This window comes from Ferrimonas gelatinilytica, assembly GCF_039544205.1.
Taxonomy (GTDB): Bacteria; Pseudomonadota; Gammaproteobacteria; order Enterobacterales; family Shewanellaceae; genus Ferrimonas; species Ferrimonas gelatinilytica.
Genome location: NZ_BAABLF010000009.1, coordinates 11568 through 33568, shown reverse-complemented (window position 1 = coordinate 33568; position 22001 = coordinate 11568). Strand labels below are relative to the sequence as shown.

Below are 22001 nucleotides of genomic sequence, written 5' to 3'. Positions count from 1 at the left end.
AGAGAATACGGCTGATGCGTACCTTATGCGGTTATCAACGCCATCATGGGTTGATGATACATAGGTTGCCGCAATGGCTGCGACAACAAGCAATGGTGGTCGGTGAAGAGGGATTCGAACCCCCGACCCTCTGGTCCCAAACCAGATGCGCTACCAAGCTGCGCTATTCACCGACAAGTTCTGTTATTCGGTCCCGTAACAGGCGGGTCGCCCTCTAGTCCACTCATCCCACAATCCAGGATGCGCTACCAAGCTGCGCTATTCACCGACAAGTTCTGTTATTCGGCCCCGTAACAGGCGGGTCGCCCTCTGATCCACTCATCCCAAAATCCAGGATGCGCTACCAAACTGCGCTATTCACCGACAAATTCTGTTGTTCCGGTCCCGCAACAGGCGGGTCGCTTCCAGTCCACTCGTTCCACATTCCTGAACAGAGCTGACTGATTCTAACGCGCACTCTACCGATAATGGCTGATGACGCTCAACGTCGCCAATCAACGGAGGCGCATATTAGCCGCCGACACAGAGAGGGTCAACGCTTTTTTGCCCCTGTCGCGCTATCTGTACAGCCTTTATCCGCGCATTCCTCCGACCACGTGATCTGCGCCAAGGGCACTGATAAAATGCGCCCAACTTCACAATCTTGCCACTTGAAAAGACGAGAGCGACAGCCATATGACGGCCCAAATTATCGATGGAAAAGCGATCGCCGCGTCGCTGCGGCAACAGTTAAAGCAGCAGGTAGCCGAACGTCAGGCAAAGGGCCATCGCGCCCCGGGACTGGCGGTAATTCTGGTGGGACACGATCCGGCTTCCCAGGTTTATGTCGGCAGCAAACGCAGGGCCTGCGAAGAGGTGGGGTTTGTCTCCCGAAGTTACGATCTACCCAGCGACACCACGCAAACCCAACTGCTTGAGCTCATTGACCAGCTGAACCAGGACAGCAGCATCGACGGGATCCTGGTTCAGCTGCCCCTGCCCGCACAGATCGACAGTACCGAGATCATCGAGGCGATCCGGCCGGACAAGGACGTAGACGGCTTCCATCCCTACAACATCGGCCGCCTGTCACAGCGGATCCCGGTGCTGCGTCCCTGTACCCCCATGGGGATCACTACCCTAGTGGAGTCCACCGGTACCAAGACCCAAGGCCTGCATGCGGTCATCGTCGGTGCCTCCAACATCGTGGGCCGTCCGATGACCTTGGAACTGCTGTTGGCTGGCTGCACCACCACCACCTGCCACCGATTTACCGCGGACCTTGAGCACCATGTGCGCCAGGCAGACCTGTTGGTCGTGGCCGTCGGCAAACCGGGCTTCATTCCCGGCGAGTGGATCAAGCCCGGCGCCATCGTCATCGATGTCGGCATCAACCGGCTGGACTCAGGCAAGCTGGTCGGGGACGTCCAGTTCGACCAGGCAGCACAGCGCGCCGGCTATATCACGCCCGTCCCTGGTGGCGTCGGTCCCATGACCATCGCTTGCCTGCTTGAGAACACCCTCTACGCCTGCGAGCGCTACCACGATCCACAGCGCTGAGGCGCCTGCCGTTTGAGCCCGCCCTCCCAGCGATAATGCCGCCCCCGTTTTAAGCGCAAAGCAAGCGGGGGCATTTTTTTAGCGCAATCAAACGCCTCGCCCTTCACCCCATCAAGCCTCGACTCCGACCACTGACCTGGTACCACTTTTGAGTTGCTCTGAGGCCATGAAAAAGGGAGCCTCAATGAGGCTCCCTTTTTCCGAGCGTGGCCCGGCTTCAATCGACAGCGACCGTTTATTTTCGACGCCAGCTGGTGCCACCAGCACCGTCTTCCAACACGATACCCATGTCGTTCAAGGCATCGCGGGCGGCATCGGCGGCGGCCCAGTCGCGATCTGCACGGGCCTGGTTACGCTGCTGGATCAGGGCTTCGATCTTTGCCACCTCCGCATCGTCGCCCCCACCCTGCAAAAAGGCTTCCGGCTCCTGGCCAAGCAGACCCAGGATACTCCCCAGCTTCACCATGAGGCCTGCCAGCTGTGCAGCCTGCTCCGATTCACCATCCTCCTTGGTGATGTTCAGCTCCCGGGCCAGGTCAAAGAGCACCGGCAGCGCTTCTGCGGTGTTGAGATCGTCCTTCATGGCCGCTTCGAAGCGCCGCGCATGGTCACTGTCCATGGCCACCTCGGTGGCGGGGGTGACCCCCCGCAGGGCCGTATAGAGTCGCTCAAGGGCAGCATGCGCCTGGTCCAGGTTCTCTTCCGAATAGTTCAGCTGACTGCGGTAGTGGCTGGAGAGCAGGAAGTAGCGCACGGACTCCGCCTGGTACTGGGTCAACACATCCCGGATGGTGAAGAAGTTCCCCAGGGACTTGGACATCTTCTCCTTGTTGACCTGCACCATGCCGGAGTGCATCCAGTAGTTCACGTAGTGGTTATCGTTGGCGCAGCAGCTCTGGGCCACCTCGTTCTCGTGGTGCGGGAACATCAGGTCGGAGCCGCCACCGTGGATATCAAACACTTTACCCAGGTGCTTGCTGCTCATGGCGGAACATTCGATGTGCCAGCCGGGGCGGCCATGGCCCCATGGGGAGTCCCAGCTGGGCTCACCGGGCTTGGCACTCTTCCAGAGGGCAAAGTCCATCGGGTTGCGCTTACTCTCATCCACCTCCACCCGGGCACCGGATTGCAACTGCTCCAGGTCCTGGCGCGACAGTTTGCCGTAATCCGCGAAGGTGTTGACCTCGAACAGCACATCCCCGGCGTCGGTGACATAGGCGTGCCCCTTCTTCACCAGGGCGTCGATGATGGCGATGATCTCATCCATATGCCCGCTGACAGTAGGCTCAATGTCCGGACGCAGCAGTCCAAGGGCATCGAAGTCCTCATGCATCAGCGCCACATTGCGGGACACCAGGTCCTGCCACTTTTCACCATTCTGGTTGGCCCGGTTGATGATTTTGTCTTCCACATCGGTAATGTTGCGCACGTAAGTCACATCGAACCCCAGGTGACGCAGAAAACGGACGGTGGTATCGAAAGCGACATAGGTCCGGGCGTGACCGATGTGGCAGAGGTCGTACGTCGTCACCCCGCACACATACATGCCCACTTTGCCGGGCACGATGGGTTTGAATTCCTCTTTCTGACGGGTCAGGGTGTTGTAGATCTGCAACATCATTACGCTCTTTGTTCCGGATGGGTCGGGATAAAAATCGAAAGGCGCTATTCTAGCATGACCACCGGGCGATTCGATCCGCTTTTTCCCCACCCCGGGATCGGTTAGGATCCGCCTCTAACTCGCAATCAAGAGACTGACCATTATGGTTACTTTGCATACCAACTTCGGTGACATCACCCTCGTCCTCAACGCTGAAAAAGCGCCGATCACCGTGGAGAACTTTCTCCGCTACGCCAAAGACGGCTTCTACGACGGCACCGTATTCCACCGTGTCATCGACGGCTTCATGATCCAGGGCGGTGGCTTCGACGAGATGATGCAACAGAAGCCCACCCGGGAAACCATCCAGAACGAAGCGAGTAACGGCCTCTCCAACAAGACCGGTACCATCGCCATGGCCCGCACCCCGGATCCACACTCCGCGTCCGCCCAGTTCTTCATCAACGTCAGCGACAACACCTTCCTCGACTTCAAAAACGAGTCGATGCAGGGCTTTGGCTACTGCGTATTTGGTGAAGTCTCCGACGGAATGGATGTGGTCGAGAAGATCAAAGGGGTCGACACCGGCAACCGCGGTATGCACCAGGACGTTCCGCTGGAATCGGTAATCATTGAGCGTGTTACCGTTGCCGAATAAGGCATCCATGCCCTGGACACCGACCGCGGGGGCAGTCCCGTCTGGCTCCCGCGTACTGGTGATCGGGGACCTCCACCTCTGCCCCAGCCGGCCGGACATCACCCAAGCGTTTCGCCGCTTCGTCGAAACTCAGCTTGCGGGGTGTGACGCGCTGTATATCGTCGGCGATCTGTTCGAGTTCTGGATAGGCGACGATGACCACAACGCCTTCACCGAGGAGGTGGCGACCCTACTGCGCAGTGCCAGCGATCAGACCCAGGTGTTTTTCCTTCACGGCAACCGGGACTTCGCCGTCGGCAAGCGCTTTGCAAAGCGCTGCGGTCTGACCCTGCTGCCGGAGGTCGCCCGGATCGACCTGTTTGGCACCCCGGCGGTGATCCTGCATGGCGACAGCCTCTGCACCGACGATGTCGAGTACCAGAAGTTTCGCCGCCTCCGTTGCCGGCCCTGGTTCCTGCCGCTGACCCTGGCGCTGCCGCTGAAGGTGCGGCGCTACCTCTCCGATCGGGGACGGGCCCAGTCCAAGCAAAAGGCGACCCAGGCAGATTACAAGCCGGTGGACGTGACCGCGCAAGCCGTTGAACATCTGATGGCCGAGCAGGGGGTGGACGTGATGATCCACGGCCACACCCACAGGCCGGCGATCCACGAACTGGACAACCAGCGCCGGCGCCTGGTGGTGGGAGACTGGTACAGCCAGGACAGCGTGCTGGAGCTGACGCCCCAGGGGGCCACACTCCACAGCCAGCCGCTGTAACCCCAGCACTGACCAACTTTAAGCGCCCCGCCAAGGGGCGCTTTGTTTTGCGACGCCTCAGGTCATCGGCACCCCGGAGTGAAAGCGCACCGACGCCTCCCCAGCCAGGATCAGCTCCCCTTCCACCTGAACCAACTCCGCCACCCTCTGAGATACCTGCGCAGGGTCGATGGCATTCGCCAGCGCCAGGTAATCCTCGAAATGCCGTGCCTCACTGCGCAGCAGCGAGCGATAAAAGCAGGCCAGGGTCTCATCGACATTGGGTACCAAAGCGGCGAAGCGCTCACAGGAGCGGGCCTCGATCAACGCCCCGACGATACAGAGATCGATCTGCCGGGCAGGCTCATGATGGCGACAGTGCTGACGCAGTCGCGCCGCATAACCTCCGGCAGGCAGATGCCGGTATGGGATCTGCCGCTGCGCCATCAGAGCCACCACCTGGCGAAAATGGTGAAGCTCCTCCCGAATCAACAGGTGCAACTTATCCACCATGGGCGAACGCGTGTTTGGGCTGGGCAACCGCTGCTGGCCAACGGCGGTCTCGAACTCCACCATGCTGCAACGGCCAAAGGCGAGGGCCTCGTAGGGTTTCAGCGCCGTCAGCCAGTCAGTGTCATCGTCGCTGTAGTGACGCAACAGCCTCACCGCGGACTGCGCGGCCTTGAGCTCACAGTTCGCATGGTCAATCAGCAGCAGGGAAAGATCTTCCGTCGCCTGTCGCAACCAGGCGTCAGGGGTACGGCAGCTGAGAAATCGAAAAACCGGCTGCAACAGGGTTTCCACAGCATCCATGGCGAGTGATCCTCTCCTTAGGCTCATCAATTCAGGTCTGGGTGGGCGCGCAGTATACCCCAGCCCCGCTCCACTCCTGCAGAAACGGCTTGACTCTGACTAAACATTCACCAATAACTAGATCTAAGGTCGCTCGGGGCCGCCCCGTTCGAGCTATCGCTGTACAGAAGTAGTTGTAGTGTCTGACGTAACGACACTGGCCATAGTGACTAAGAAAAGGACTATAACTATGATTTTGAACCATTTATGGGGACTCTATGCTCACCCTAGACGCGAGTGGAAGAGCATCGAACGCAGCCACGAAGGCCTCTCCTCCAGCCTGATCCACATCCTGATCATCGCGCTCATACCGAGCATCTGTGGCTATTTTGCCGCCGCACACATCGGCTGGGACATCGGAGCCGGCGATCCCATCTACCTGACCAAGGCCAGTGCCCTGAAAATGGCCGGGGCCATGTACGTCGCTCTCATTGTCGGTGTGTTCCTGCTGGCCTACCTAACCCACTGGATGGCCAAGACATTCGGGGCCCAGCCTCAGTTTTCACAGGCCCTTGAGCTGGCCGCCTACACCGCAACGCCCATGTTCATGGTGGGCTTTGCCGCACTCTACCCGGTTCTGTGGTTCCTCATGGTAGCGGGCTTGGTGGGGATCACCTATTCGGTGTACCTGCTCTACTCCGGCGTTCCCATCCTGATGAACATCCCGGAGGAGCGCGGATTTATCTACGCCAGCTCCCTGGTAACCTGCGGCTTAGTGTTGCTGGTGGGGATCATGGCCAGCTCCGTGATCCTCTGGAATTACGGTTTCGGGCCCGCCTACGTGGGCTGACGACCTGACTCTCCGCATGGGCGGGTTGATCACCAGTCAGCATAAAAAAGGCCCCGACGGTTGTCGGGGCCTTTTTTATTGTCCGGGATCAGGGGTGGCAGAGATTGTGGATCTCGAGGTTGGTGCTCTGCTCGCCGGATTTTGCTGCCTTGGCGTCATCGCTGCGGCTGGCATTGAGGCGATCCAGGTAGGTCTGGTCAATATCACCGGTGACGTAGGAGCCGGTGAACACCGAGGTTTCAAAGTGCTCGATCGAAGGGTTGGCCTCCCGTACCGCCGCTTCCAGGTCTTCAATATCCTGGAAGATCAGCCCATCAGCACGGATCTTGTCACAGATCTCGTCCACGTCTCGGCCATAGGCGATCAGCTCCTCGGAGGTGGGCATATCGATACCGTAAACGTTAGGGAAACGGATCTCCGGAGCCGCCGAGGCGAAATACACCTTCTTCGCCCCCGCTTCCCGAGCCATCTCAATGATCTGCTCCGAGGTCGTGCCGCGAACGATGGAGTCGTCCACCAGGAGCACATTCTTGCCCTTGAACTCCTGGTCAATCGCGTTGAGCTTGCGACGAACCGACTTCTTGCGCTGAACCTGGCCCGGCATGATGAAGGTACGGCCGATGTAGCGGTTCTTCACGAAGCCTTGGCGATAGGGCAGGTTCAACTCGGTGGCAATCTGCAGGGCGATATCGCATGAGGTTTCCGGGATCGGGATCACCACATCGATGTCATGATCCCGCCACTCCCGAGCGATCTTGGCGCCCAGCTTGGTCCCCATGTTGACCCGACTGCCGTAAACGGAGATCTGATCCAGGGTCGAGTCCGGTCGGGAGAAGTAGACGTACTCGAAGATACAGGGCACGTGGTGGACCTGGTCTGCACATTGACGGGTAAACAGTTGCCCGTCGTTATCTACGAAGATCGCCTCGCCGGGCATCACATCGCGCATCGTGGCGAAACCGGACGCATCCAGTGCTACCGACTCGGACGCTACCATGTACTCATAACCTTGCTCGGTCTTTTTCTTGCCAAGAACCAGGGGGCGGATCCCGAAGGGATCGCGAAACGCCACCATGCCCACTCCGATGATTAGGGCCACCGCCGCGTAAGCGCCTCGAACCTGACGGTTGAGCTGGGTTACCGCGTGGAACACCTCGTCGGCACTGGGGCGCTGCCCGCCTGACTGCTGGAGCTCGTGCGCCAGCACGTTGAGCATCAGCTCCGAGTCGGAGCCGGTGTTGATATGACGACGCATCACCGCCATCAGGGCCACCAGCTCATCGTAATTGGTCAGGTTGCCGTTGTGAGCCAGGGTGATGCCAAAGGGCGAGTTGACATAAAACGGCTGCGCCTCTGAGGAACTGGAGCTGCCGGCGGTGGGGTAGCGCACATGACCGATACCGGTCGACCCTTGAAGGCGGTGCATATGCTTGGTTTCAAAAACGTCCTTGACCAAGCCATTGGCCTTTCGCAGGCGGAAAGCTTCACCATCAAGCGTACAGATCCCGGCGGCGTCCTGGCCGCGGTGCTGCAAAACGGTCAAGGCATCATAGATCAGCTGATTCACAGGAGAATGGCCAACGATACCGACAATACCACACATGATTGAGGGTCCTCACAAAGGTCGATGTTCTAATGTAGGGGTTATATTTCTTTCAGGAAGCTGGAAGATTGCTCTATATGTTCGAAAAACCACTGGATAACTATGCCAAACTCCGGGATTAGGGTGGAATCCTGCCACCAGAGTGCCGATGACGCGGTGGTGAAACTGTCGAGGAAAAAGAGCACCGCGCTGACCACAAGGACACCGCGCAGGGCGCCAAAACAGGCGCCTAAGACCCGGTCGGTGCCGCTAAGGCCGGTCTTTTCCACTAACTGCCCAACCAGGTAATTCACCAAGGCGCCGATAACCAGGGTGGCCACAAACAGGATGGCGACGGCCGCTCCCTTCTTCAGCATCGGCTCGTTGATCTGGGTCAGGTAGACCGCCAGATCCTCGTAAAACCGACTGGCAATAACGAAGGCCCCGATCCAAACCGCCAGTGACATCGCTTCGCGGACAAACCCCCGCACCAGGCTGATGATGACCGACAGAGCGATGACCCCGAGAATTGCATAATCGATCCACACCATGGTTTCCATAGTCCCTTCTTGAGCAATCATTTTTGGCGGGCGAGTTTACCAGAGCCGACCCGTTTTCACACCGCTTCGGGGAAAAACACACAGCCCCTCGGCGTAAAGCAAAAAAAACCCGCCAAAAGGCGGGTCTGTTCATATTTTTAAGGGATCATAACGCTCCAGGCGTCCCTTCAGTGAGCGTTGCCGCTCCAGTTTGTCCTGCATAGCGGCCAATACCTTACGGTCGATCTCAGGACCGATGTAGACCACCGTCAGTTCCCCCTCAACCGGCGCCGACGGCACACTGTAGGCAGGGTACCCCTTCTCCCGCAGCTCCTGGACCAGTCGCTTTACATTCTGCGCACTGCGAAAGCTGCCCACCCTCAGGGTCCAGCCGGCAGTCTCTGCCTGGCTTTGTGCCTTGGGTCGCTCGGTGGAGGGGCGAGGCTTGGGTTGAGGTTCGACAGAGTCGTTGTCGGGGCGATCCTGTGACGCCTGCGTTGCCGGCTCCACCTCCTCCTCCAACTCAGGCAGTACCGGAGCAGCTTGCGCCTCGATAGGCGCAAAGGCGTCCTCCGGCGTAGAGATGGCGGCGGTGTTGGGGCGCAACGGGATGGTGGCAAATTGCTCCTCCACCCTCGCCTTTTCACCGTTGAGCAAATCCGGCAGGAACAGCGCCCCCAGGGCGGTCAGTACCATCAATCCCACCAGTCGATTTTGCATCGGGGTTGCCAATCCTAACTCCTCGTTCGCCAATACGCTTTTGCTTCGGCCACAGTGTAAAATGACCCGAACAGGATCACCAGCTCCCCGTGACGGGCCCGACTCAGCGCTTCCGACAACGCGGCACTGACAGAATCGAAGCATTGTGGCGTCGCCACTGGCCCCGGCGCGTCGTTCAAGGCAAAAAGCAACCGGGAAGCGGGGGCGCCCCGCGGCACATTCAGGTCCGCCAGGTACCAGCGCAGCGGCAGCTCCCCCAACGGGGCCAGCGTCGCCTTCACATCCTTATCCGCCAACATGCCGCAAACCGCATGGATCCCGTCGTAAGACTGACGCTTGAGCCACTGGGCCAGGTAGGCTCCGGCCTGGGGGTTGTGCGCCACATCCAGTACCAGATCCGGAGCGTGACTCAATACCTCGAGTCGCCCCGGAACCCGCACCTGCGAAAGCCCCCGTCGAATCGCCGTTTCGCTGACACCTCCCTCAAGCTGGCGCAGTGCGGTGATAGCCGTCGCGGCGTTATCCAGCGGGATGGCCGGCAACGGGAGCGCACCAAAGCGATAGCCCGGACTTTGATACGTCCATTGGTCATGGTCGGCAACAAGTTCAAACGCCTCGCCCCGTTGCAGCAAGATCGCACCGAGCTCGGCGGCACAAGTGGCCACCGATTCCGGTGGATTGGGATCGCCGCAGATGACCGGGCGCCCGGCGCGCATAATCCCCGCCTTCTCGCGCCCCACCTTCTCACGGGTATCACCGAGATACTCCTGGTGATCCAGGTCCACCGTGGTGATCACCGCAATATCAGCGTCGATAAGGTTGGTAGCGTCGAGGCGTCCACCCAGGCCCACCTCCAGCAGCACCACATCGGGGCGCTCGCGGGCAAATAGCCAGAGTGCCGCCAGGGCGGAATACTCGAAAAAGGTGAGGCTGGTGTCCTGCTGCGCCGCGGCAATAGCGGTAAAGGCATCGACGTGGTCCTGGTCCGGCAACTCCTGCCCGTCGATGCGAACCCGTTCGTTGTAGCGCTCGATATGGGGCGAACTGAACACACCGACCCGGTGACCATCCGCCATCAGGATCTGCTCCATCAGGGCACAGGTGGTGCCCTTGCCATTGGTGCCGGCGACGGTGATCACCTGGCTATCGGGGAGCGCGGTGAGCCCCATCCGCATCGCCACACGACGCAGACGGGTCAGGCCCAGATCAATCTCACTGGGGTGCAGCTGCAGGATCTTCTCCAACCACACCGCCAGGGAATCGCTGGCGTCGAGCCCAGGGGTCATGCGGGGGCCAGCTCGTTAGGCTCAACGGTTTCCATCGGGGTCTGGTGAGTCAGCTTGGCCAGGTTACGGGCCAGGGTTTCCCGCATCTCGCGGCGATCGATGATCATGTCGATGGCGCCCTTCTCCAGCAAGAACTCACTGCGCTGGAAACCTTCCGGCAACTTTTCACGAACGGTCTGTTCAATCACCCGGGGACCGGCAAAGCCGATCAGGGCATTGGGCTCCGCCACGTTGAGATCACCGAGCATCGCCAGGGAAGCGGAAACACCGCCCATGGTGGGGTCCGTCATCACCGAAATATAGGGAATACCCTGGTCGCGCATCCGTGCCAGCGCTGCCGAAGTTTTGGCCATCTGCATCAGGGAGAACAGAGCCTCCTGCATGCGGGCACCGCCACTGGCAGAGAAGCAGACCAGCGGGATCCGCTCCTCCAGCGCCACTTCAACCGCACGAACAAACCGTGCGCCCACCACGGACGCCATGGAACCTCCCATGAAGGCAAACTCGAAGGCACACACCACGATCGGCATCCCCATCAGCTCACCGCGCATCGCCACCAGCGCATCTTTCTCGTCGCTGCTTCGGGTCGCCTGGACGATCCTGTCTTTGTACTTCTTGGAATCACGGAACTTGAGGATATCCTGGGGTTCCAGCTCGCTACCCAACTCCTGTCGGTTGCCCTCATCGAGGAAGGCCTCCAGGCGCTCCCGGGCGGTGATCCGCATATGGTTGCCACACTTGGGGCAGACCTGCAGATTACGTTGGAGCTCCGCACCGTACAGGATCTGGTCGCACTTACTGCATTTGTTCCAGACCCCTTCGGGCACACTACGGCGTCGGTCGGATACGGTTTTACTTTTCGGCAGGATCTTTGTTAACCAACTCATCGTGGTCCTGTCTCCATTTCGGCAATTTTGACCTTTCTGGCGGGGAACGTGTCGCTATTCGCTGGGCAATGTGCCCCTATCGTGCGTTTCTGGCTGCCACCGCCGGCGCTAACATGGCAGCCATTAAACCACAAGGGACTTTAGGCGGCTAACGAAAACTGGTCATACCCTCTAAACATCTGTATCAACAGGCACTTATGGCATGAATATACCGCTTCCTACCTACAGGGGGTCGGGCAGGAACAGGGGACCGGCCGGCGTCTTCGGCAGACTGAACTGGGCCGGGTAATCCACCTCGACCAGGTAGAGGCCCTCCGCCTTGGCGGTTGCGGCGGCCAGGTTACGATCCTTGGCGTTGAGCAGGTCCGAGATCCAGCTCTTTGGCTGGTTGCCCTGTCCGACCTCCATCAGCGAGCCAACGATATTTCGGACCATGTGGTGCACGAAGGCGTTGGCCTTGATGTCCACAATCACGTAGTCACCCTGGCGACTGACCCTGAGGTGGTGCACGTTTCGCCAGGGACTCTTGGACTGGCACTGCACCGCCCGGAAGGCGGAGAAATCCCGCTCGCCCAACAGCAACTGGCCAGCTTCATGCATCTTCTGTTCATCCAGGCGCTGATGGTAGTGGCTGACGCCATGGCGCAGGATCCCGGGACGCAAGCGGTGGTTGTAGATGATGTAACGGTAGCGGCGGGCGGTTGCGGAGAAACGGGCATGGAACTCATCGCTGACCGGCTGGGCCCAGCGGACGGCGATGTTGTCCGGCAGGTGGGTGTTTACCCCCAGAGTCCAGGCCGCTGGCCGACGATCGAACTGACTGTCGAAGTGCACCACCTGGCCGGTACCGTGAACGCCCGCATCCGTGCGGCCGGCGCAGATCACCTCCACAGGATGATTCGCCACCTTGGCCAGAGCCTCCTCCAGCCGCTGCTGGATCCCGACCACTTCCCGCTGTTTTTGCCAGCCAAAAAAGCCATGGCCGTTGTACTCAATCCCCAGTGCGATGCGCATAGTGCCCCCTCGTCATGTTCGGGCGCGCATTATAACGGCCCTACTCCCAAGCTTCACCGTTTTCTGCCCCAGACCGGGCTCCGCCCAGCCCTTCCATGCCGGGACCGAAAAGCCACCAGGGTTAGCGGAAGCGTCTGGAATAAAAAAAACGGTGGCCTAAACCACCGTTTTTTCCCAAAAACGCTTAGGCTTACAGTTGATTGAGCAGTGTCTGGGCCTCGCCGCGCTGGCCATCACTGCCCTCTGCGCTGACCTCTTTGAGCAGGGCCCGGGCACTGTCCTTGTCATCGATCTCGATGTAGGCACGGGCCAGATCCAGCTTTGCCGAGACCCCAACCTCATTCATCGGCGTCTCAGGCATCGCGATCATCGACTCCCGCTCATCGTCACCCGCATCTTCGACAAAGGACAAGTCACTCTCCTTGAGCAGCTCATCAATATCGATATAGTCAGCTGACTGTTTCTGGCCCCCGATGGGCGCATCTGCCGTCGCAGGCGCACTCTCCATGCCAGACAGCAGCTCATCAAAGTCGATCTCCTCCTGGACCTCCCGCTTCTCGTCAGCGCCCTGAGGTTGATGCCTCGCCTCACCCAGATCGCCATCGAACTCCATCGTGAGCAGTTCCGCAGACTTAGCATCCCGGGCCAGTGGTGACAACTCCGTCTCATCCACTTCGGCCTCCACTTGATCCGACTCATTCGCCCAAGCAGCAGGCTGATCCCAGGCGGGGAGGTCAGAAGAGAATTGTTGAGGGGGCGATGAGGTGTTCTTCTCCTCCTCGTCGACAGGCTCGTTAGCTTCAGTGGCAGAGTGCATCTCTACCGACTGGCTCACCTCAGCCACCGCAGTCTCCTCAATCGCCTCGAAAGGTTTTGGCTGCACCTCGGTGAGGTTCGCCTCGCTCTCCCTCTCCGTCGCCACCGGTTCCTGGACGTTCGTCGATGGGGTTTGAGCACTGGGCTCGGTCAACGGCAGTTCAACCCGATCGGCGCTCGTGGCGTATGCCTCCTCCTGCTCGACGCTTTCCTGATCCTCCTCCACAAAAGCTGAGGATTCCTCTTCAGACTGCGACCGGCGACGCCAGAACAGCAGTACCGCGAGCAGCAGCGCCAGAGGCACAGCGGCGAGTGGCGCCACCTTCATGGGATCGGCCAAAAAGGCTGACCAGGGTGACGCAGAGTTGGCGGTGGTCGGCTCATTCACCACGGCATCCGTCACCGCGGGCTCATTCACCACGGCATCCATCACCGGGGACTCTGCCACGTTGAGCTGAGCATCCAGCTCCTGCGCCAGATCACGGTTGGCCCCCTGCTGATCATCCAGGGCGCTACGCAGCAGGTTCAGCTCATTCTCAAGGGCAACTACCTGGGACTTGAGCTGCGTATTTTCTTCACGCAGAAAGTTCGCCTCCTCGGATTTAACCGCCAGTTCCTCACGCAACCTCTGACGCAGCTCTGCCTGCTGAGTCACTTGGGCCTGCGCCGCGGCCAAACGCTCGTTAAGCTCGGCGTTACTCTGGGTCAGTTGATCGACCTTGGTCGACAGGCTCTCGGCGATGTCGGCGGCGGACACGGACTTCCAGCTCTGGTCATGCTGACGAGCCTTGGCCATCGCTTCGGTGGCAGGCTGAGACAACATCACCGATTTGGCGGGGATGGTCAGCGTCCGGTTGCGCTCCAGAGAGTTGAAATTGGAGCTGGTGAAGGCATGGGGGTTAGCATTGTACAGCGCCTGCATCACCTGATAGATGGTCACCTCGGAGTCCGGACGGACCTGATTGGCGATGCGCCAAAGCGTATCGGTACGGGTAGTGGGACCGTACTGCGCCAATGGCTGCTCAGCCACCTCACTAACCTGAGCCTCTTCCGTCAGCGTTTGCGCCGCCAGGGATGTTAATACCAGGGCGCCACCAAGGGCCGCGATGCGGGAGGCACGAGTCAGAGTTTTATTTGTCATTCCCACTTACCTTCTCGTTGAAACTCAGGCTCTTTCGGAGCCTGAGTATGGGTTATCTAGCGTTAAAGATAATCCTGCACCAAAAGCTCGGCAATTTGTACTGAATTCAACGCTGCACCCTTACGGATGTTGTCCGCGACGACCCAGAGATCCAATCCCTGTGGGTGGCTGATGTCCTGGCGCACCCGGCCAACGAAGACATCGTCCTGCCCCTGGGCGTTGCCAAACTGGGTCGGGTACTCCTCATCTTCTGCCATCAGCGTCACGCCCGGTGCCGATGCCAGCAGTGCCTTGGCCTCCTCCACCGACGTGGGCTGGCGGGTCTCAATGTGGATCGCTTCCCCATGGCCATAGAACACCGGCACCCGGACAGCAGTAGGATTCACCTTGATATCCGCATCGCCGAAAATCTTCTGGGTCTCCCACACCATTTTCATCTCCTCCTTGGTGTAACCGTTGTCCATGAAGACATCGATCTTGGGGAGGGCGTTGAAGGCGATCTGCTGCTCGAACGCTTCACTGGTGGCCGGAAGCCCCTGCAGCAGTTGGCTGCACTGCTTGGCCAACTCCTCAATAGCTCGCTTGCCGGCACCGGAGACTGACTGGTAGGTACAGACGTTGATTCGCTCGATACCGAAGGCATCGTGCAGCGGCTTGAGGGCGACCAGCATCTGGATGGTGGAGCAGTTGGGGTTAGCGATGATATTGCGGTTACGGAACTCTGCCAACGCATGGGGGTTGACCTCTGGCACCACCAGCGGGATCTCCGGGTCGTAGCGGAAGTGGGAAGTGTTGTCGATCACCACGCAACCGGCATCGGCGGCGATGGGCGCCCACTTTTCAGAGATGCTACCACCGGCGCTGAACAGGCCGATCTCCGCCAGGCTCCAATCAAAGCTATCGACATCGATAACATCGATCTCCTCGCCCTTGAAACTGATGGTTTTACCGACGCTGTTGGCACTGGCCAAAGGGAACAGCTTGGCAACGGGGAAATCCCGCTGCTCCAGGATCTCGATCATGGTCTGGCCTACCGCACCGGTAGCCCCTAAAACGGCAACGTTATACATATTCTCTCTTCTCTTCGTTTACTTATTCGGTCAATGAAAAACCCAGCGCCGACAACACCGTTCGCTGCGTGTCGTCAACAGGACGCAGAGTCAGGGCACTGCACTCCCGTCGGGCCAGATTGGCTTTGCGCCGGGCATCGAATCCCCCGGGTAGGGCCGCTCGAAAGCGTTCATCCTCCCTCTCGAGATCAAACACCTGCTGCAGAAGACCAAGCAGGCTCTGGTCATCCAGAGTGGTCGGCGCCGCCTCCGCGGGCTTCGCCGGAGCGTCGAGCAGCTCCGCCAGCGCGGGCGTTCTCACCTGCCCCCGGGTCAAGGCGCAATGCAACATCAAGCTGCCACGGATCTTGCCCTCGAGGGAGTAGCCTGCAATATGAGGCGTCGCGATATCCGCCAGCTCAACCAACTCCGGCATCGGGAGAGGCTCCTGCTCCCACACGTCCAGTGCCAGTTTCAGATCCGGCCGGCGTCGCTTCTCGGCGACTAAGGCCCGGTTGTCGATCACTTCGCCCCGGCTGGCGTTGAGCAGCCAGGCGCCCTCCCCCAGCTGAGCCAACCGTTGTTGATCCAGCAGTGCACGGGTCGCGTTTGCTCCCCCTTCTACCAGGGGCACATGCAGCGTGATGCCATCGCACTGTGCCAGGAGCTGGTCAAGGGAGAACCAGGGGCCGGAGTCCCCTGCGGCCTGGCGCAGGGGATCGCAACACAGCACCCTAACCCCGAGCGCCTTCAAGCGCCTGAGTACGGCGCTGCCCGTATTGCCCACACCGACGATGCCCAGGGTGCAGTCGCGCAGAGCGCGGCCGCTGCGCAGAGCCAGCACCAGCAAGGCCTGGAGTACCCACTCCCCCACCGCCTCAGCATTGCAGCCCGGCGCATTGGCCCAGCGGATCCCCCGCTCGGAAAGCGCGGCCAGATCCAGGTGATCTGTTCCTATGGTGGCGGTACCAACGAAGCGCAATTTGGGCGCTGCGGCCAGCAAAGACGCATCCACCCGGGTCACCGAGCGGACCAGTAGGGCTTCCACATCTGCCATATCCGTCGCCGATATGTCGCGGCCCGGCAGGGCACGTAACCGCCCCAGGGGAGCAAACAGCGGTGTCAGTGCAGCCATGTTTTCGTCGGCTAAGAGGTTCATCTTTTTCAGGTAGTGGGTACAACAGAGCCGCCAGTGTAACGGATGCGAAGTCTCAATTCAGCCATCACCCCAACGCCAACTCAGCGGCAGCGTCAAGCAAGCCTGTCACTGCGTCTGAACGACGATAAAAAAACGCCCCGGGGCCTGGGCTCCCGGGGCGTTTTTTATTGCTTCGGATCAGTCCATTTTGCGGAAGATCAGCGCCGCGTTGGTTCCCCCGAAGCCGAAACTGTTGCTCATCACTGTGGTGAGCGACCTCTCCAGTGTCTTGGTGACGATGGGCATCCCCTCGGCATCGGGATCAAGGTTATCGATGTTGATGGAAGGGGCAACAAAACCGTGCTGCATCATCAGCAGGGAGTAGATCGCTTCATGGACCCCGGCGGCCCCAAGGGAGTGCCCCGTCATTGACTTGGTGGCGCTGATCAACGGTGCCTTGTCACCGAAGGTTTCGCGGATCGCCGCCAGCTCCCGGGTATCGCCAACCGGCGTAGAGGTGCCGTGGGTATTCAGGTATTCCACCTCTTTGGCACCGGCCGCTTCAGCCTGGGCCAGTGCCTGCTTCATGCAGCGCACCGCGCCTTCGCCAGAGGGAGCAACCATGTCGTAGCCATCGGAGTTGGCACCGTAGCCAACAACTTCGGCGTAGATCTTCGCGCCGCGAGCCAGGGCATGCTCCAGCTCCTCCACCACGAGGATGCCGCCACCTGCGGAGATCACGAAACCATCGCGGTCCACATCGTAGGTGCGGGAAGCACGGGTGGGGTCCTCGTTGTACTTGGTGGAGAGGGCACCCATACCGTCAAAGCCCATCGCCAGGGTCCAGTGCAGTTCGTCAGAGCCACCGGCAAAGACGATATCCTGCTTGCCAAGCTGGATCTGCTCCACTGCATTGCCGATGCAGTGAGCACTGGTGGCGCAGGCAGAGCTGATGGAGTAGTTCACCCCTTTGATCTTAAACGGGGTTGCCAGACAGGCAGAAGCCGTCGAGGCCATGATCCGCGGTACCATGTAGGGTCCGACGCGGCGCACCCCTTTTTCCCGCAATGTATCCGCCGCCAGTACCTGGTTCTGCCCCGACGCACCACCGGTTCCGGCAATCACCCCGGTGCGTTCGTTACTGACCTGGCTTTCATCCAAGCCGGCATCGGCGATCGCCTGCTCCATCGCCAGGTAAGCGTAGGCGGCAGCGTCACCCATGAAGCGCATCACCTTCCGATCGATGTGATCGGCAGGGTTGATCTTCAAATCACCCCAGACACGGCTGCGCAGCCCCATCTGTTCAAACTGTTCGGAGTATGTGATGCCACTTTTTCCCGCACGTAGGGAAGCCGTGACCTCTTCGGCGTTGTTACCGATACTCGAGATCACCCCAATCCCGGTAATGACCGCTCTTTTCATCTGTTCGTCCTATATCTCGACCTGTTTCAACCGTCGCTATGGTAGCCCGAAGCCCAGCCTGAACTGGTCGGCTCTCACCAAGAGGCGGTAGAATACCGGTTCCATTGTGAAAAATGAGAGTGATCGTGAGCACCCTGACCCACGCCAGCATCGATTGGTCCAACCCCGCTGCCCCGGTTGCCACCGAGTTTGACGACGTTTACTTCTCCAGTGACGATGGTGTCGCCGAGACCGAGTACGTGTTTTTGCATCACAGTGACCTTCCTAAGCGGCTGGCTCACCATCCCCGGCGCCACTTTGCGGTGGCAGAAACGGGCTTTGGTACCGGACTGAACCTGCTGGTGTTATGGCACCACTTTCGCCAATTTCGTCGCAAAATGCCAGCCTCAACCTGCCGTCGACTCCATTTCGTCAGCGTTGAGAAGTTTCCCTTGAGTATCACGGACCTGGCCCGAGCCCATCGCCCCTGGCCTGAGCTGGCGGAGATCTCCAAGACTCTTCGTCACCACTACCCCCAGGCCCTGAGCGACGGTTGCCATCGCCTGGTGATGGATCAGGGCCAGGTGGTGGTGGATCTCTGGTTCGGCGACCTCTGCGAGCGTTTACCACAGATGGCGCGGGGCCAGGAGGGGGTATTTGATGCCTGGTTCCTCGATGGCTTTACCCCAAGCCGAAACCCCCAGATGTGGCAGCCGCCGCTCTATCGTGAGATGGCCAGGCTCTCCCGGCCCGGCGCAAGCTTTGCCACCTTTACCGCCGCAGGAGATGTCCGTCGTGGCCTGCAGGGGGCCGGGTTCGAGGTCCATAAGGCCCCGGGGTACGGGGTGAAACGGGAGATGATGTACGGCACCTTGACCGCTTCCGTCTCCCCGGAGGCCACACCGGATCCTGAGGATACCTCCCCGACAGTCATCATCGGCGCCGGCATCGCCGCCGCGGCCCTGGCCCGAAGCCTCTGTCGACGAGGCAAACCGGTCACCCTCTACTGCCAGGACCCTGAGCCGGCCCAGGGGGCATCGGGCAATCGCCAGGGGGCACTCTATCCGCTGCTCAACGGTGGCGACGATGATCTCAGCCAGTTCTACCGCCAGGCCTTTCCCCTGGCCCGTGCCCAGTTGTTGAGCCTGGCCGAGCGGTACTCTATCGCACACGAACTGTGCGGCGTCCTCCAGCTCCCGGTTGACCCTCGCAGCCAGGCCAAGCTGGATAAGATCCGTGACAGGGGGTTCGATCCCGCCCTGGTCCATGGGGTTAATGCCACCGAGGCCAGCGAGATTGCCGATCTGCCCCTGGAGAGAGGCGGGCTCAGCTACCCGCTGGGCGGTTGGCTCTGTCCCGAGCAACTGACCCGGGCAATGCTTGCCGATGCCGAGGCCACCGGACTCCTCACCTGTCACTATCAACAGCGCCTGACCCAATTGGAATACAGGGAAAGCACGGTTTCATCAGGCCGCCCCCCTTGGCAGCTCACCTTTAATGACGGCGCCACGCACTGCGAAGCGCAAAGTCTCGTTCTGGCCATGGGGGCCCAGAGCACCGCCTTCAAAGCCACATCGCCCATCCCTCTCAATCCCATTCGCGGGCAGATCGCCTACCCCAGCGCGGGCCCAGAGACCCGTGCGCTGAAAACCGTGCTCTGCGCCGATGGCTACCTGGTGCCCCAGTGGCAGGGACGGTTAACCTGTGGTGCCAGTTTCGGTCGTGGCGACGACCGTAGTGACCTCCGACCTGAGGATAAAACCGAGATTGAACAGCGGATGCGGCGCAGTTTCGGGCAGCAGGGGTGGTGCCAGGAGTTGTCGCAAACCGGCTACGATGAGGGCCGTGCCGCCGTACGGGCAGCAGTCCGTGACCATTTGCCGCTGGTGGGGGCGGTTCCAGACTGGGCTGAACTGCCAGCGGCTCAACCGGGCATCGAACCCGGCCCTCTGCCGGCGCAACCGGGCCTCTATATGGTCAGCGGCCTGGGCTCACGGGGACTGTGCTCCGCGACGCTGTGTGCGGAGATTTTGGCCAGTCAGCTGTGCCACGAACCCCTGCCCCTGAGCCAGTCCCTGCTGGCACAGCTGGATCCGGGCCGTTTTGCCCGCCGACAGCTGCGCAAAGGCCAAGCGCCTGGCAGTGGCCCAGAGCGTCAGGACTAAACTCCGCGGGACAAGGCATCACCCAAAAACAGAAACAGCTAAGGCCGGGCATGCCCGGCCTTAGCTGTTTGTCTGACGGAGTGTGGCTTGAGTGCCTTAGGCTTGCAGCCGCTGCGCCAGTTGCCCCCACGCCGCTTGGATGAGCGCCAGGTCCGACGGTGCCAGCTCCGATCGCGCAGCACTGAGCTTCTGCTCCAGGCTCGCCTTCAGATCGGCCCACTGAGGTGCCTCATTCTGCTCCAGCTCAGAGAGCGCTACGGCGAAATGGCCCTGCAGGTAGCCGCTGGCAAACACCTCGTCATCGCTACCGGTCTCCAGCAACTGGGCCACCCACTGATGGCAGATCTCATCCCAACGTTCCAACATTCGTCACTTTCCTATACCACAGGTTCATCGTCTGGCTCGGCCAGGGGGTAGAGTACCGCATCTCGGTAACCGGTGGTAATCCGATAGTGCCCTGTTAAACGGCGGTCCAGATCAGGCGCGCCGCTGTCCGCCAGCATGGGGCGTCCCTCCAGGGCTCGCAACTTGCTCTTGGTGGCCACTATCCAGAAGTTCTCCCGACCGATCTGCTCAATCACCGCCGGCGACAGCTGTTGGTTACCGCGCCCCAACAGGTGGCCCTGGCCCCCGATCAGGGTAATAACGAGCTTGGTGGGCCGCTCCCGGCAGGCGTTTAGCAGCTGTGTCGCCGTGAGATCCTGGCCTGCCAGGAAGGGCAGCCCCTGCTCAAATCGCACCAGATCCACGCCCAGCAGGGTATTCTCCAGGCCCAGCTCGGCCATGATCGCGGCCACCGTAGAACCGGACCCCATGATGAACTGGCACTCCGGTGTCGCCTCTACCGCCTCCTGCATCCTCTCCACCGTCTCGGCCGCGATGTCCGCCAGCACCAGGGAGGTCTCCTCGCGCCCCCCCATCTTGACCGCCTGCAGGTAACGCAGATCCTCCGGCACCATCATCTGACCAAAGTAGCGTGCACGCACCTGTCCGGCGCGAAACGCTGTCTCGTCAATGTCCCGTACCTCCGCGTCGGTCACCGAGAGCAGTTCACCCCGGATCATCTTGGCGGCGACCCGTCCGGCCGCGACCGGACTGATGGCATAGACACCGGAGTGGATCTTCACTCCCGCCGGCACACCCAGTACCGGTTGCGGCCGCTCGCCAAGTACGGCGCAAAGATCCCGTGCGGTGCCATCGCCGCCGGCAAAGAGGATCAGGTCCACTCTGCCCGCCAGTCGTTCAGCCAAGACACGGGTGTCCTCTGCCGAGCTGGGCGTGGCAGGATGGTGGCAGATCACCGTTTCAAACCCCATATCCCGGGCAAGGTCGCCCCCCATCTCACCATCACCGGTGTGGATCACCAGCCCGGAGGGCAGGGGCTGAAGCCACTCGAGAGCCAGCCGGGTTCGCTCCTGTGCCCGGGGCGTCGCGCCGAGAGCCAACGCCGCCTCGGCAACGCCATCGGACCCCTTGAGGGCTACACTCCCCCCCACGCCCGCCAGCGGATTGATGATCAGTCCCAGTTTGAACACAGCTTCTCCTCGGGCCAATAAAAGTCCTGTTCTTCGGCGATATGGCCCTGTCCCAGACACGCCATATCCCGAGCCAGCTGTACCGCCCGGGTTGGCCAACCGCAGTGGCAGTAGGCCTGCGCCGCCGCCTGCACCGCGCGACGAAATGCGGGCCGATCGGTTTCCAGACTCAGGTTATCGGCGCTGACATCAAAGGTCCGCCCCCAGGCCAGACTCAGGTACCACTCGATCGCCTGAGGCTTGGCCTCATGGGCTTCGAAGCGCTGTTGCTGCTGCGCAGTACGCCCATCCGCCTCATACCAGTAGCCGTAATCCACCTGCAAGCGCCGGGCAGGCCCGGCCTGGCACCAGTGAGCCAACTCGTGCAGGGCACTGGCGACGAACCCGTGGGCAAAATAGATCCTGTGGTAGGGGCAGTACTGATCCGCCGGCAAGTAGAGTGGCTCATCTTGGCCGTGCAACAAACGGGTCTGGGTGGCCTGACCCAGCCCGTGGTTGAACAGTTTGATAAGGAGTTGAGCGTTATCCATAAAAACTCAGATCTGGACAGTGA

At 60.6% G+C, this 22001-nt stretch carries 20 protein-coding genes and 1 tRNA gene; 5 read left to right on the top strand and 16 right to left on the bottom strand.

Features of this window, described 5'->3' with window-relative positions; translation table 11 throughout:
• Positions 1-96 precede the first annotated feature (96 nt).
• A tRNA-Pro gene (locus tag ABD997_RS08655) sits at positions 97-173 on the bottom strand.
• 502 nt (positions 174-675) lie between these two features.
• Between ABD997_RS08655 and folD the strand changes: the two genes are divergently transcribed.
• The gene (folD, locus tag ABD997_RS08650; RefSeq protein ID WP_345316613.1) at positions 676-1539 is read left to right on the top strand and encodes a bifunctional methylenetetrahydrofolate dehydrogenase/methenyltetrahydrofolate cyclohydrolase FolD; all 864 of its coding nucleotides are present in this window, start codon (positions 676-678) and stop codon (positions 1537-1539) included.
• Between the two features lie 235 nt (positions 1540-1774).
• On the opposite strand, the gene cysS is transcribed toward folD, so the two are convergent.
• A complete protein-coding gene (gene cysS, locus ABD997_RS08645; protein ID WP_345316612.1) occupies positions 1775-3160 on the bottom strand; it encodes a cysteine--tRNA ligase in 1386 nt (461 codons plus the stop codon).
• Positions 3161-3302: 142 nt separating this feature from the next.
• On the opposite strand from cysS, the gene ABD997_RS08640 reads away from it, so the two are divergent.
• Entirely contained in the window at positions 3303-3797 is a 495-nt protein-coding gene (locus ABD997_RS08640) for a peptidylprolyl isomerase (RefSeq protein WP_345316611.1), read from the top strand.
• A gap of 7 nt (positions 3798-3804) precedes the next feature.
• Complete coding sequence (locus ABD997_RS08635; RefSeq protein ID WP_345316610.1) at positions 3805-4554, top strand: UDP-2,3-diacylglucosamine diphosphatase; 750 nt, start codon at positions 3805-3807, stop codon at positions 4552-4554.
• A gap of 57 nt (positions 4555-4611) precedes the next feature.
• Here ABD997_RS08635 and ABD997_RS08630 read toward each other — a convergent pair whose 3' ends face one another.
• Complete coding sequence (locus ABD997_RS08630; RefSeq protein WP_345316609.1) at positions 4612-5346, bottom strand: MiaE family protein; 735 nt, start codon at positions 5344-5346, stop codon at positions 4612-4614.
• Positions 5347-5575: 229 nt separating this feature from the next.
• On the opposite strand from ABD997_RS08630, the gene ABD997_RS08625 reads away from it, so the two are divergent.
• Positions 5576-6175 carry a Yip1 family protein gene (locus ABD997_RS08625; RefSeq protein WP_345316608.1) on the top strand — a complete coding sequence of 200 codons (600 nt, stop codon included), beginning with the start codon at positions 5576-5578 and terminating at the stop codon, positions 6173-6175.
• Positions 6176-6263: 88 nt separating this feature from the next.
• On the opposite strand, the gene purF is transcribed toward ABD997_RS08625, so the two are convergent.
• The 10 genes from purF to fabB form a co-directional block, all read right to left on the bottom strand.
• Positions 6264-7778 carry an amidophosphoribosyltransferase gene (gene purF / locus ABD997_RS08620; RefSeq protein WP_345316607.1) on the bottom strand — a complete coding sequence of 505 codons (1515 nt, stop codon included), beginning with the start codon at positions 7776-7778 and terminating at the stop codon, positions 6264-6266.
• A 41-nt stretch (positions 7779-7819) separates the two neighbouring features.
• On the bottom strand, positions 7820-8308 hold the full coding sequence (locus ABD997_RS08615; RefSeq protein ID WP_345316681.1) for a CvpA family protein: 489 nt from the start codon (positions 8306-8308) through the stop codon (positions 7820-7822).
• Between the two features lie 138 nt (positions 8309-8446).
• Positions 8447-9016 carry an SPOR domain-containing protein gene (locus ABD997_RS08610; protein WP_345316606.1) on the bottom strand — a complete coding sequence of 190 codons (570 nt, stop codon included), beginning with the start codon at positions 9014-9016 and terminating at the stop codon, positions 8447-8449.
• Positions 9017-9030: 14 nt separating this feature from the next.
• Positions 9031-10302, bottom strand: a complete 1272-nt coding sequence (folC, locus tag ABD997_RS08605; protein WP_345316605.1) for a bifunctional tetrahydrofolate synthase/dihydrofolate synthase — start codon at positions 10300-10302, stop codon at positions 9031-9033.
• Positions 10299-11189: an acetyl-CoA carboxylase, carboxyltransferase subunit beta gene (gene accD / locus ABD997_RS08600; protein WP_345316604.1), complete on the bottom strand. Its 891-nt coding sequence runs from the start codon at positions 11187-11189 to the stop codon at positions 10299-10301. The genes folC and accD overlap by 4 nt, the downstream gene beginning before the upstream one ends.
• Before the next feature lie 222 nt (positions 11190-11411).
• Positions 11412-12203 carry a tRNA pseudouridine(38-40) synthase TruA gene (gene truA, locus ABD997_RS08595; protein ID WP_345316603.1) on the bottom strand — a complete coding sequence of 264 codons (792 nt, stop codon included), beginning with the start codon at positions 12201-12203 and terminating at the stop codon, positions 11412-11414.
• Positions 12204-12393: 190 nt separating this feature from the next.
• Positions 12394-14160, bottom strand: coding sequence for a FimV/HubP family polar landmark protein (locus ABD997_RS08590; protein WP_345316602.1), 1767 nt, complete (start codon positions 14158-14160; stop codon positions 12394-12396).
• Positions 14161-14222: 62 nt separating this feature from the next.
• Positions 14223-15230, bottom strand: coding sequence for an aspartate-semialdehyde dehydrogenase (locus ABD997_RS08585; protein ID WP_345316601.1), 1008 nt, complete (start codon positions 15228-15230; stop codon positions 14223-14225).
• A 22-nt stretch (positions 15231-15252) separates the two neighbouring features.
• Positions 15253-16368: a 4-phosphoerythronate dehydrogenase gene (locus ABD997_RS08580; RefSeq protein ID WP_345316600.1), complete on the bottom strand. Its 1116-nt coding sequence runs from the start codon at positions 16366-16368 to the stop codon at positions 15253-15255.
• Between the two features lie 177 nt (positions 16369-16545).
• Complete coding sequence (gene fabB, locus ABD997_RS08575; protein WP_345316599.1) at positions 16546-17769, bottom strand: beta-ketoacyl-ACP synthase I; 1224 nt, start codon at positions 17767-17769, stop codon at positions 16546-16548.
• 125 nt (positions 17770-17894) lie between these two features.
• Here fabB and mnmC point away from each other — a divergent pair, with 125 nt between their 5' ends.
• Complete coding sequence (mnmC, locus tag ABD997_RS08570; protein WP_345316598.1) at positions 17895-19913, top strand: bifunctional tRNA (5-methylaminomethyl-2-thiouridine)(34)-methyltransferase MnmC2/FAD-dependent 5-carboxymethylaminomethyl-2-thiouridine(34) oxidoreductase MnmC1; 2019 nt, start codon at positions 17895-17897, stop codon at positions 19911-19913.
• 96 nt (positions 19914-20009) lie between these two features.
• Here the strand turns inward: mnmC and ABD997_RS08565 are convergent, their stop codons facing one another.
• Genes ABD997_RS08565 through ABD997_RS08555 form a run of 3 tightly spaced genes read right to left on the bottom strand, consistent with a single transcriptional unit; the run spans position 20010 to position 21978 of the window.
• Positions 20010-20279: a YfcL family protein gene (locus ABD997_RS08565; RefSeq protein WP_345316597.1), complete on the bottom strand. Its 270-nt coding sequence runs from the start codon at positions 20277-20279 to the stop codon at positions 20010-20012.
• Positions 20280-20290: 11 nt separating this feature from the next.
• On the bottom strand, positions 20291-21448 hold the full coding sequence (locus ABD997_RS08560; protein WP_345316596.1) for an ATP-NAD kinase family protein: 1158 nt from the start codon (positions 21446-21448) through the stop codon (positions 20291-20293).
• The gene (locus ABD997_RS08555) at positions 21430-21978 is read right to left on the bottom strand and encodes an elongation factor P hydroxylase (RefSeq protein WP_345316595.1); all 549 of its coding nucleotides are present in this window, start codon (positions 21976-21978) and stop codon (positions 21430-21432) included. The genes ABD997_RS08560 and ABD997_RS08555 overlap by 19 nt, the downstream gene beginning before the upstream one ends.
• Positions 21979-22001: the final 23 nt, after the last annotated feature.

Coding starts and splice junctions, on each gene's coding strand:
- folD (WP_345316613.1), top strand. CDS start 676: ATGACGGCCCAAATTATCGATGGAAAAGCGATCGCCGCGTCGCTGCGG.
- cysS (WP_345316612.1), bottom strand. CDS start 3,160: ATGATGTTGCAGATCTACAACACCCTGACCCGTCAGAAAGAGGAATTC.
- ABD997_RS08640 (WP_345316611.1), top strand. CDS start 3,303: ATGGTTACTTTGCATACCAACTTCGGTGACATCACCCTCGTCCTCAAC.
- ABD997_RS08635 (WP_345316610.1), top strand. CDS start 3,805: ATGCCCTGGACACCGACCGCGGGGGCAGTCCCGTCTGGCTCCCGCGTA.
- ABD997_RS08630 (WP_345316609.1), bottom strand. CDS start 5,346: ATGGATGCTGTGGAAACCCTGTTGCAGCCGGTTTTTCGATTTCTCAGC.
- ABD997_RS08625 (WP_345316608.1), top strand. CDS start 5,576: ATGATTTTGAACCATTTATGGGGACTCTATGCTCACCCTAGACGCGAG.
- purF (WP_345316607.1), bottom strand. CDS start 7,778: ATGTGTGGTATTGTCGGTATCGTTGGCCATTCTCCTGTGAATCAGCTG.
- ABD997_RS08615 (WP_345316681.1), bottom strand. CDS start 8,308: ATGGTGTGGATCGATTATGCAATTCTCGGGGTCATCGCTCTGTCGGTC.
- ABD997_RS08610 (WP_345316606.1), bottom strand. CDS start 9,016: ATGCAAAATCGACTGGTGGGATTGATGGTACTGACCGCCCTGGGGGCG.
- folC (WP_345316605.1), bottom strand. CDS start 10,302: ATGACCCCTGGGCTCGACGCCAGCGATTCCCTGGCGGTGTGGTTGGAG.
- accD (WP_345316604.1), bottom strand. CDS start 11,189: ATGAGTTGGTTAACAAAGATCCTGCCGAAAAGTAAAACCGTATCCGAC.
- truA (WP_345316603.1), bottom strand. CDS start 12,203: ATGCGCATCGCACTGGGGATTGAGTACAACGGCCATGGCTTTTTTGGC.
- ABD997_RS08590 (WP_345316602.1), bottom strand. CDS start 14,160: ATGACAAATAAAACTCTGACTCGTGCCTCCCGCATCGCGGCCCTTGGT.
- ABD997_RS08585 (WP_345316601.1), bottom strand. CDS start 15,230: ATGTATAACGTTGCCGTTTTAGGGGCTACCGGTGCGGTAGGCCAGACC.
- ABD997_RS08580 (WP_345316600.1), bottom strand. CDS start 16,368: ATGAACCTCTTAGCCGACGAAAACATGGCTGCACTGACACCGCTGTTT.
- fabB (WP_345316599.1), bottom strand. CDS start 17,769: ATGAAAAGAGCGGTCATTACCGGGATTGGGGTGATCTCGAGTATCGGT.
- ABD997_RS08565 (WP_345316597.1), bottom strand. CDS start 20,279: ATGTTGGAACGTTGGGATGAGATCTGCCATCAGTGGGTGGCCCAGTTG.
- ABD997_RS08555 (WP_345316595.1), bottom strand. CDS start 21,978: ATGGATAACGCTCAACTCCTTATCAAACTGTTCAACCACGGGCTGGGT.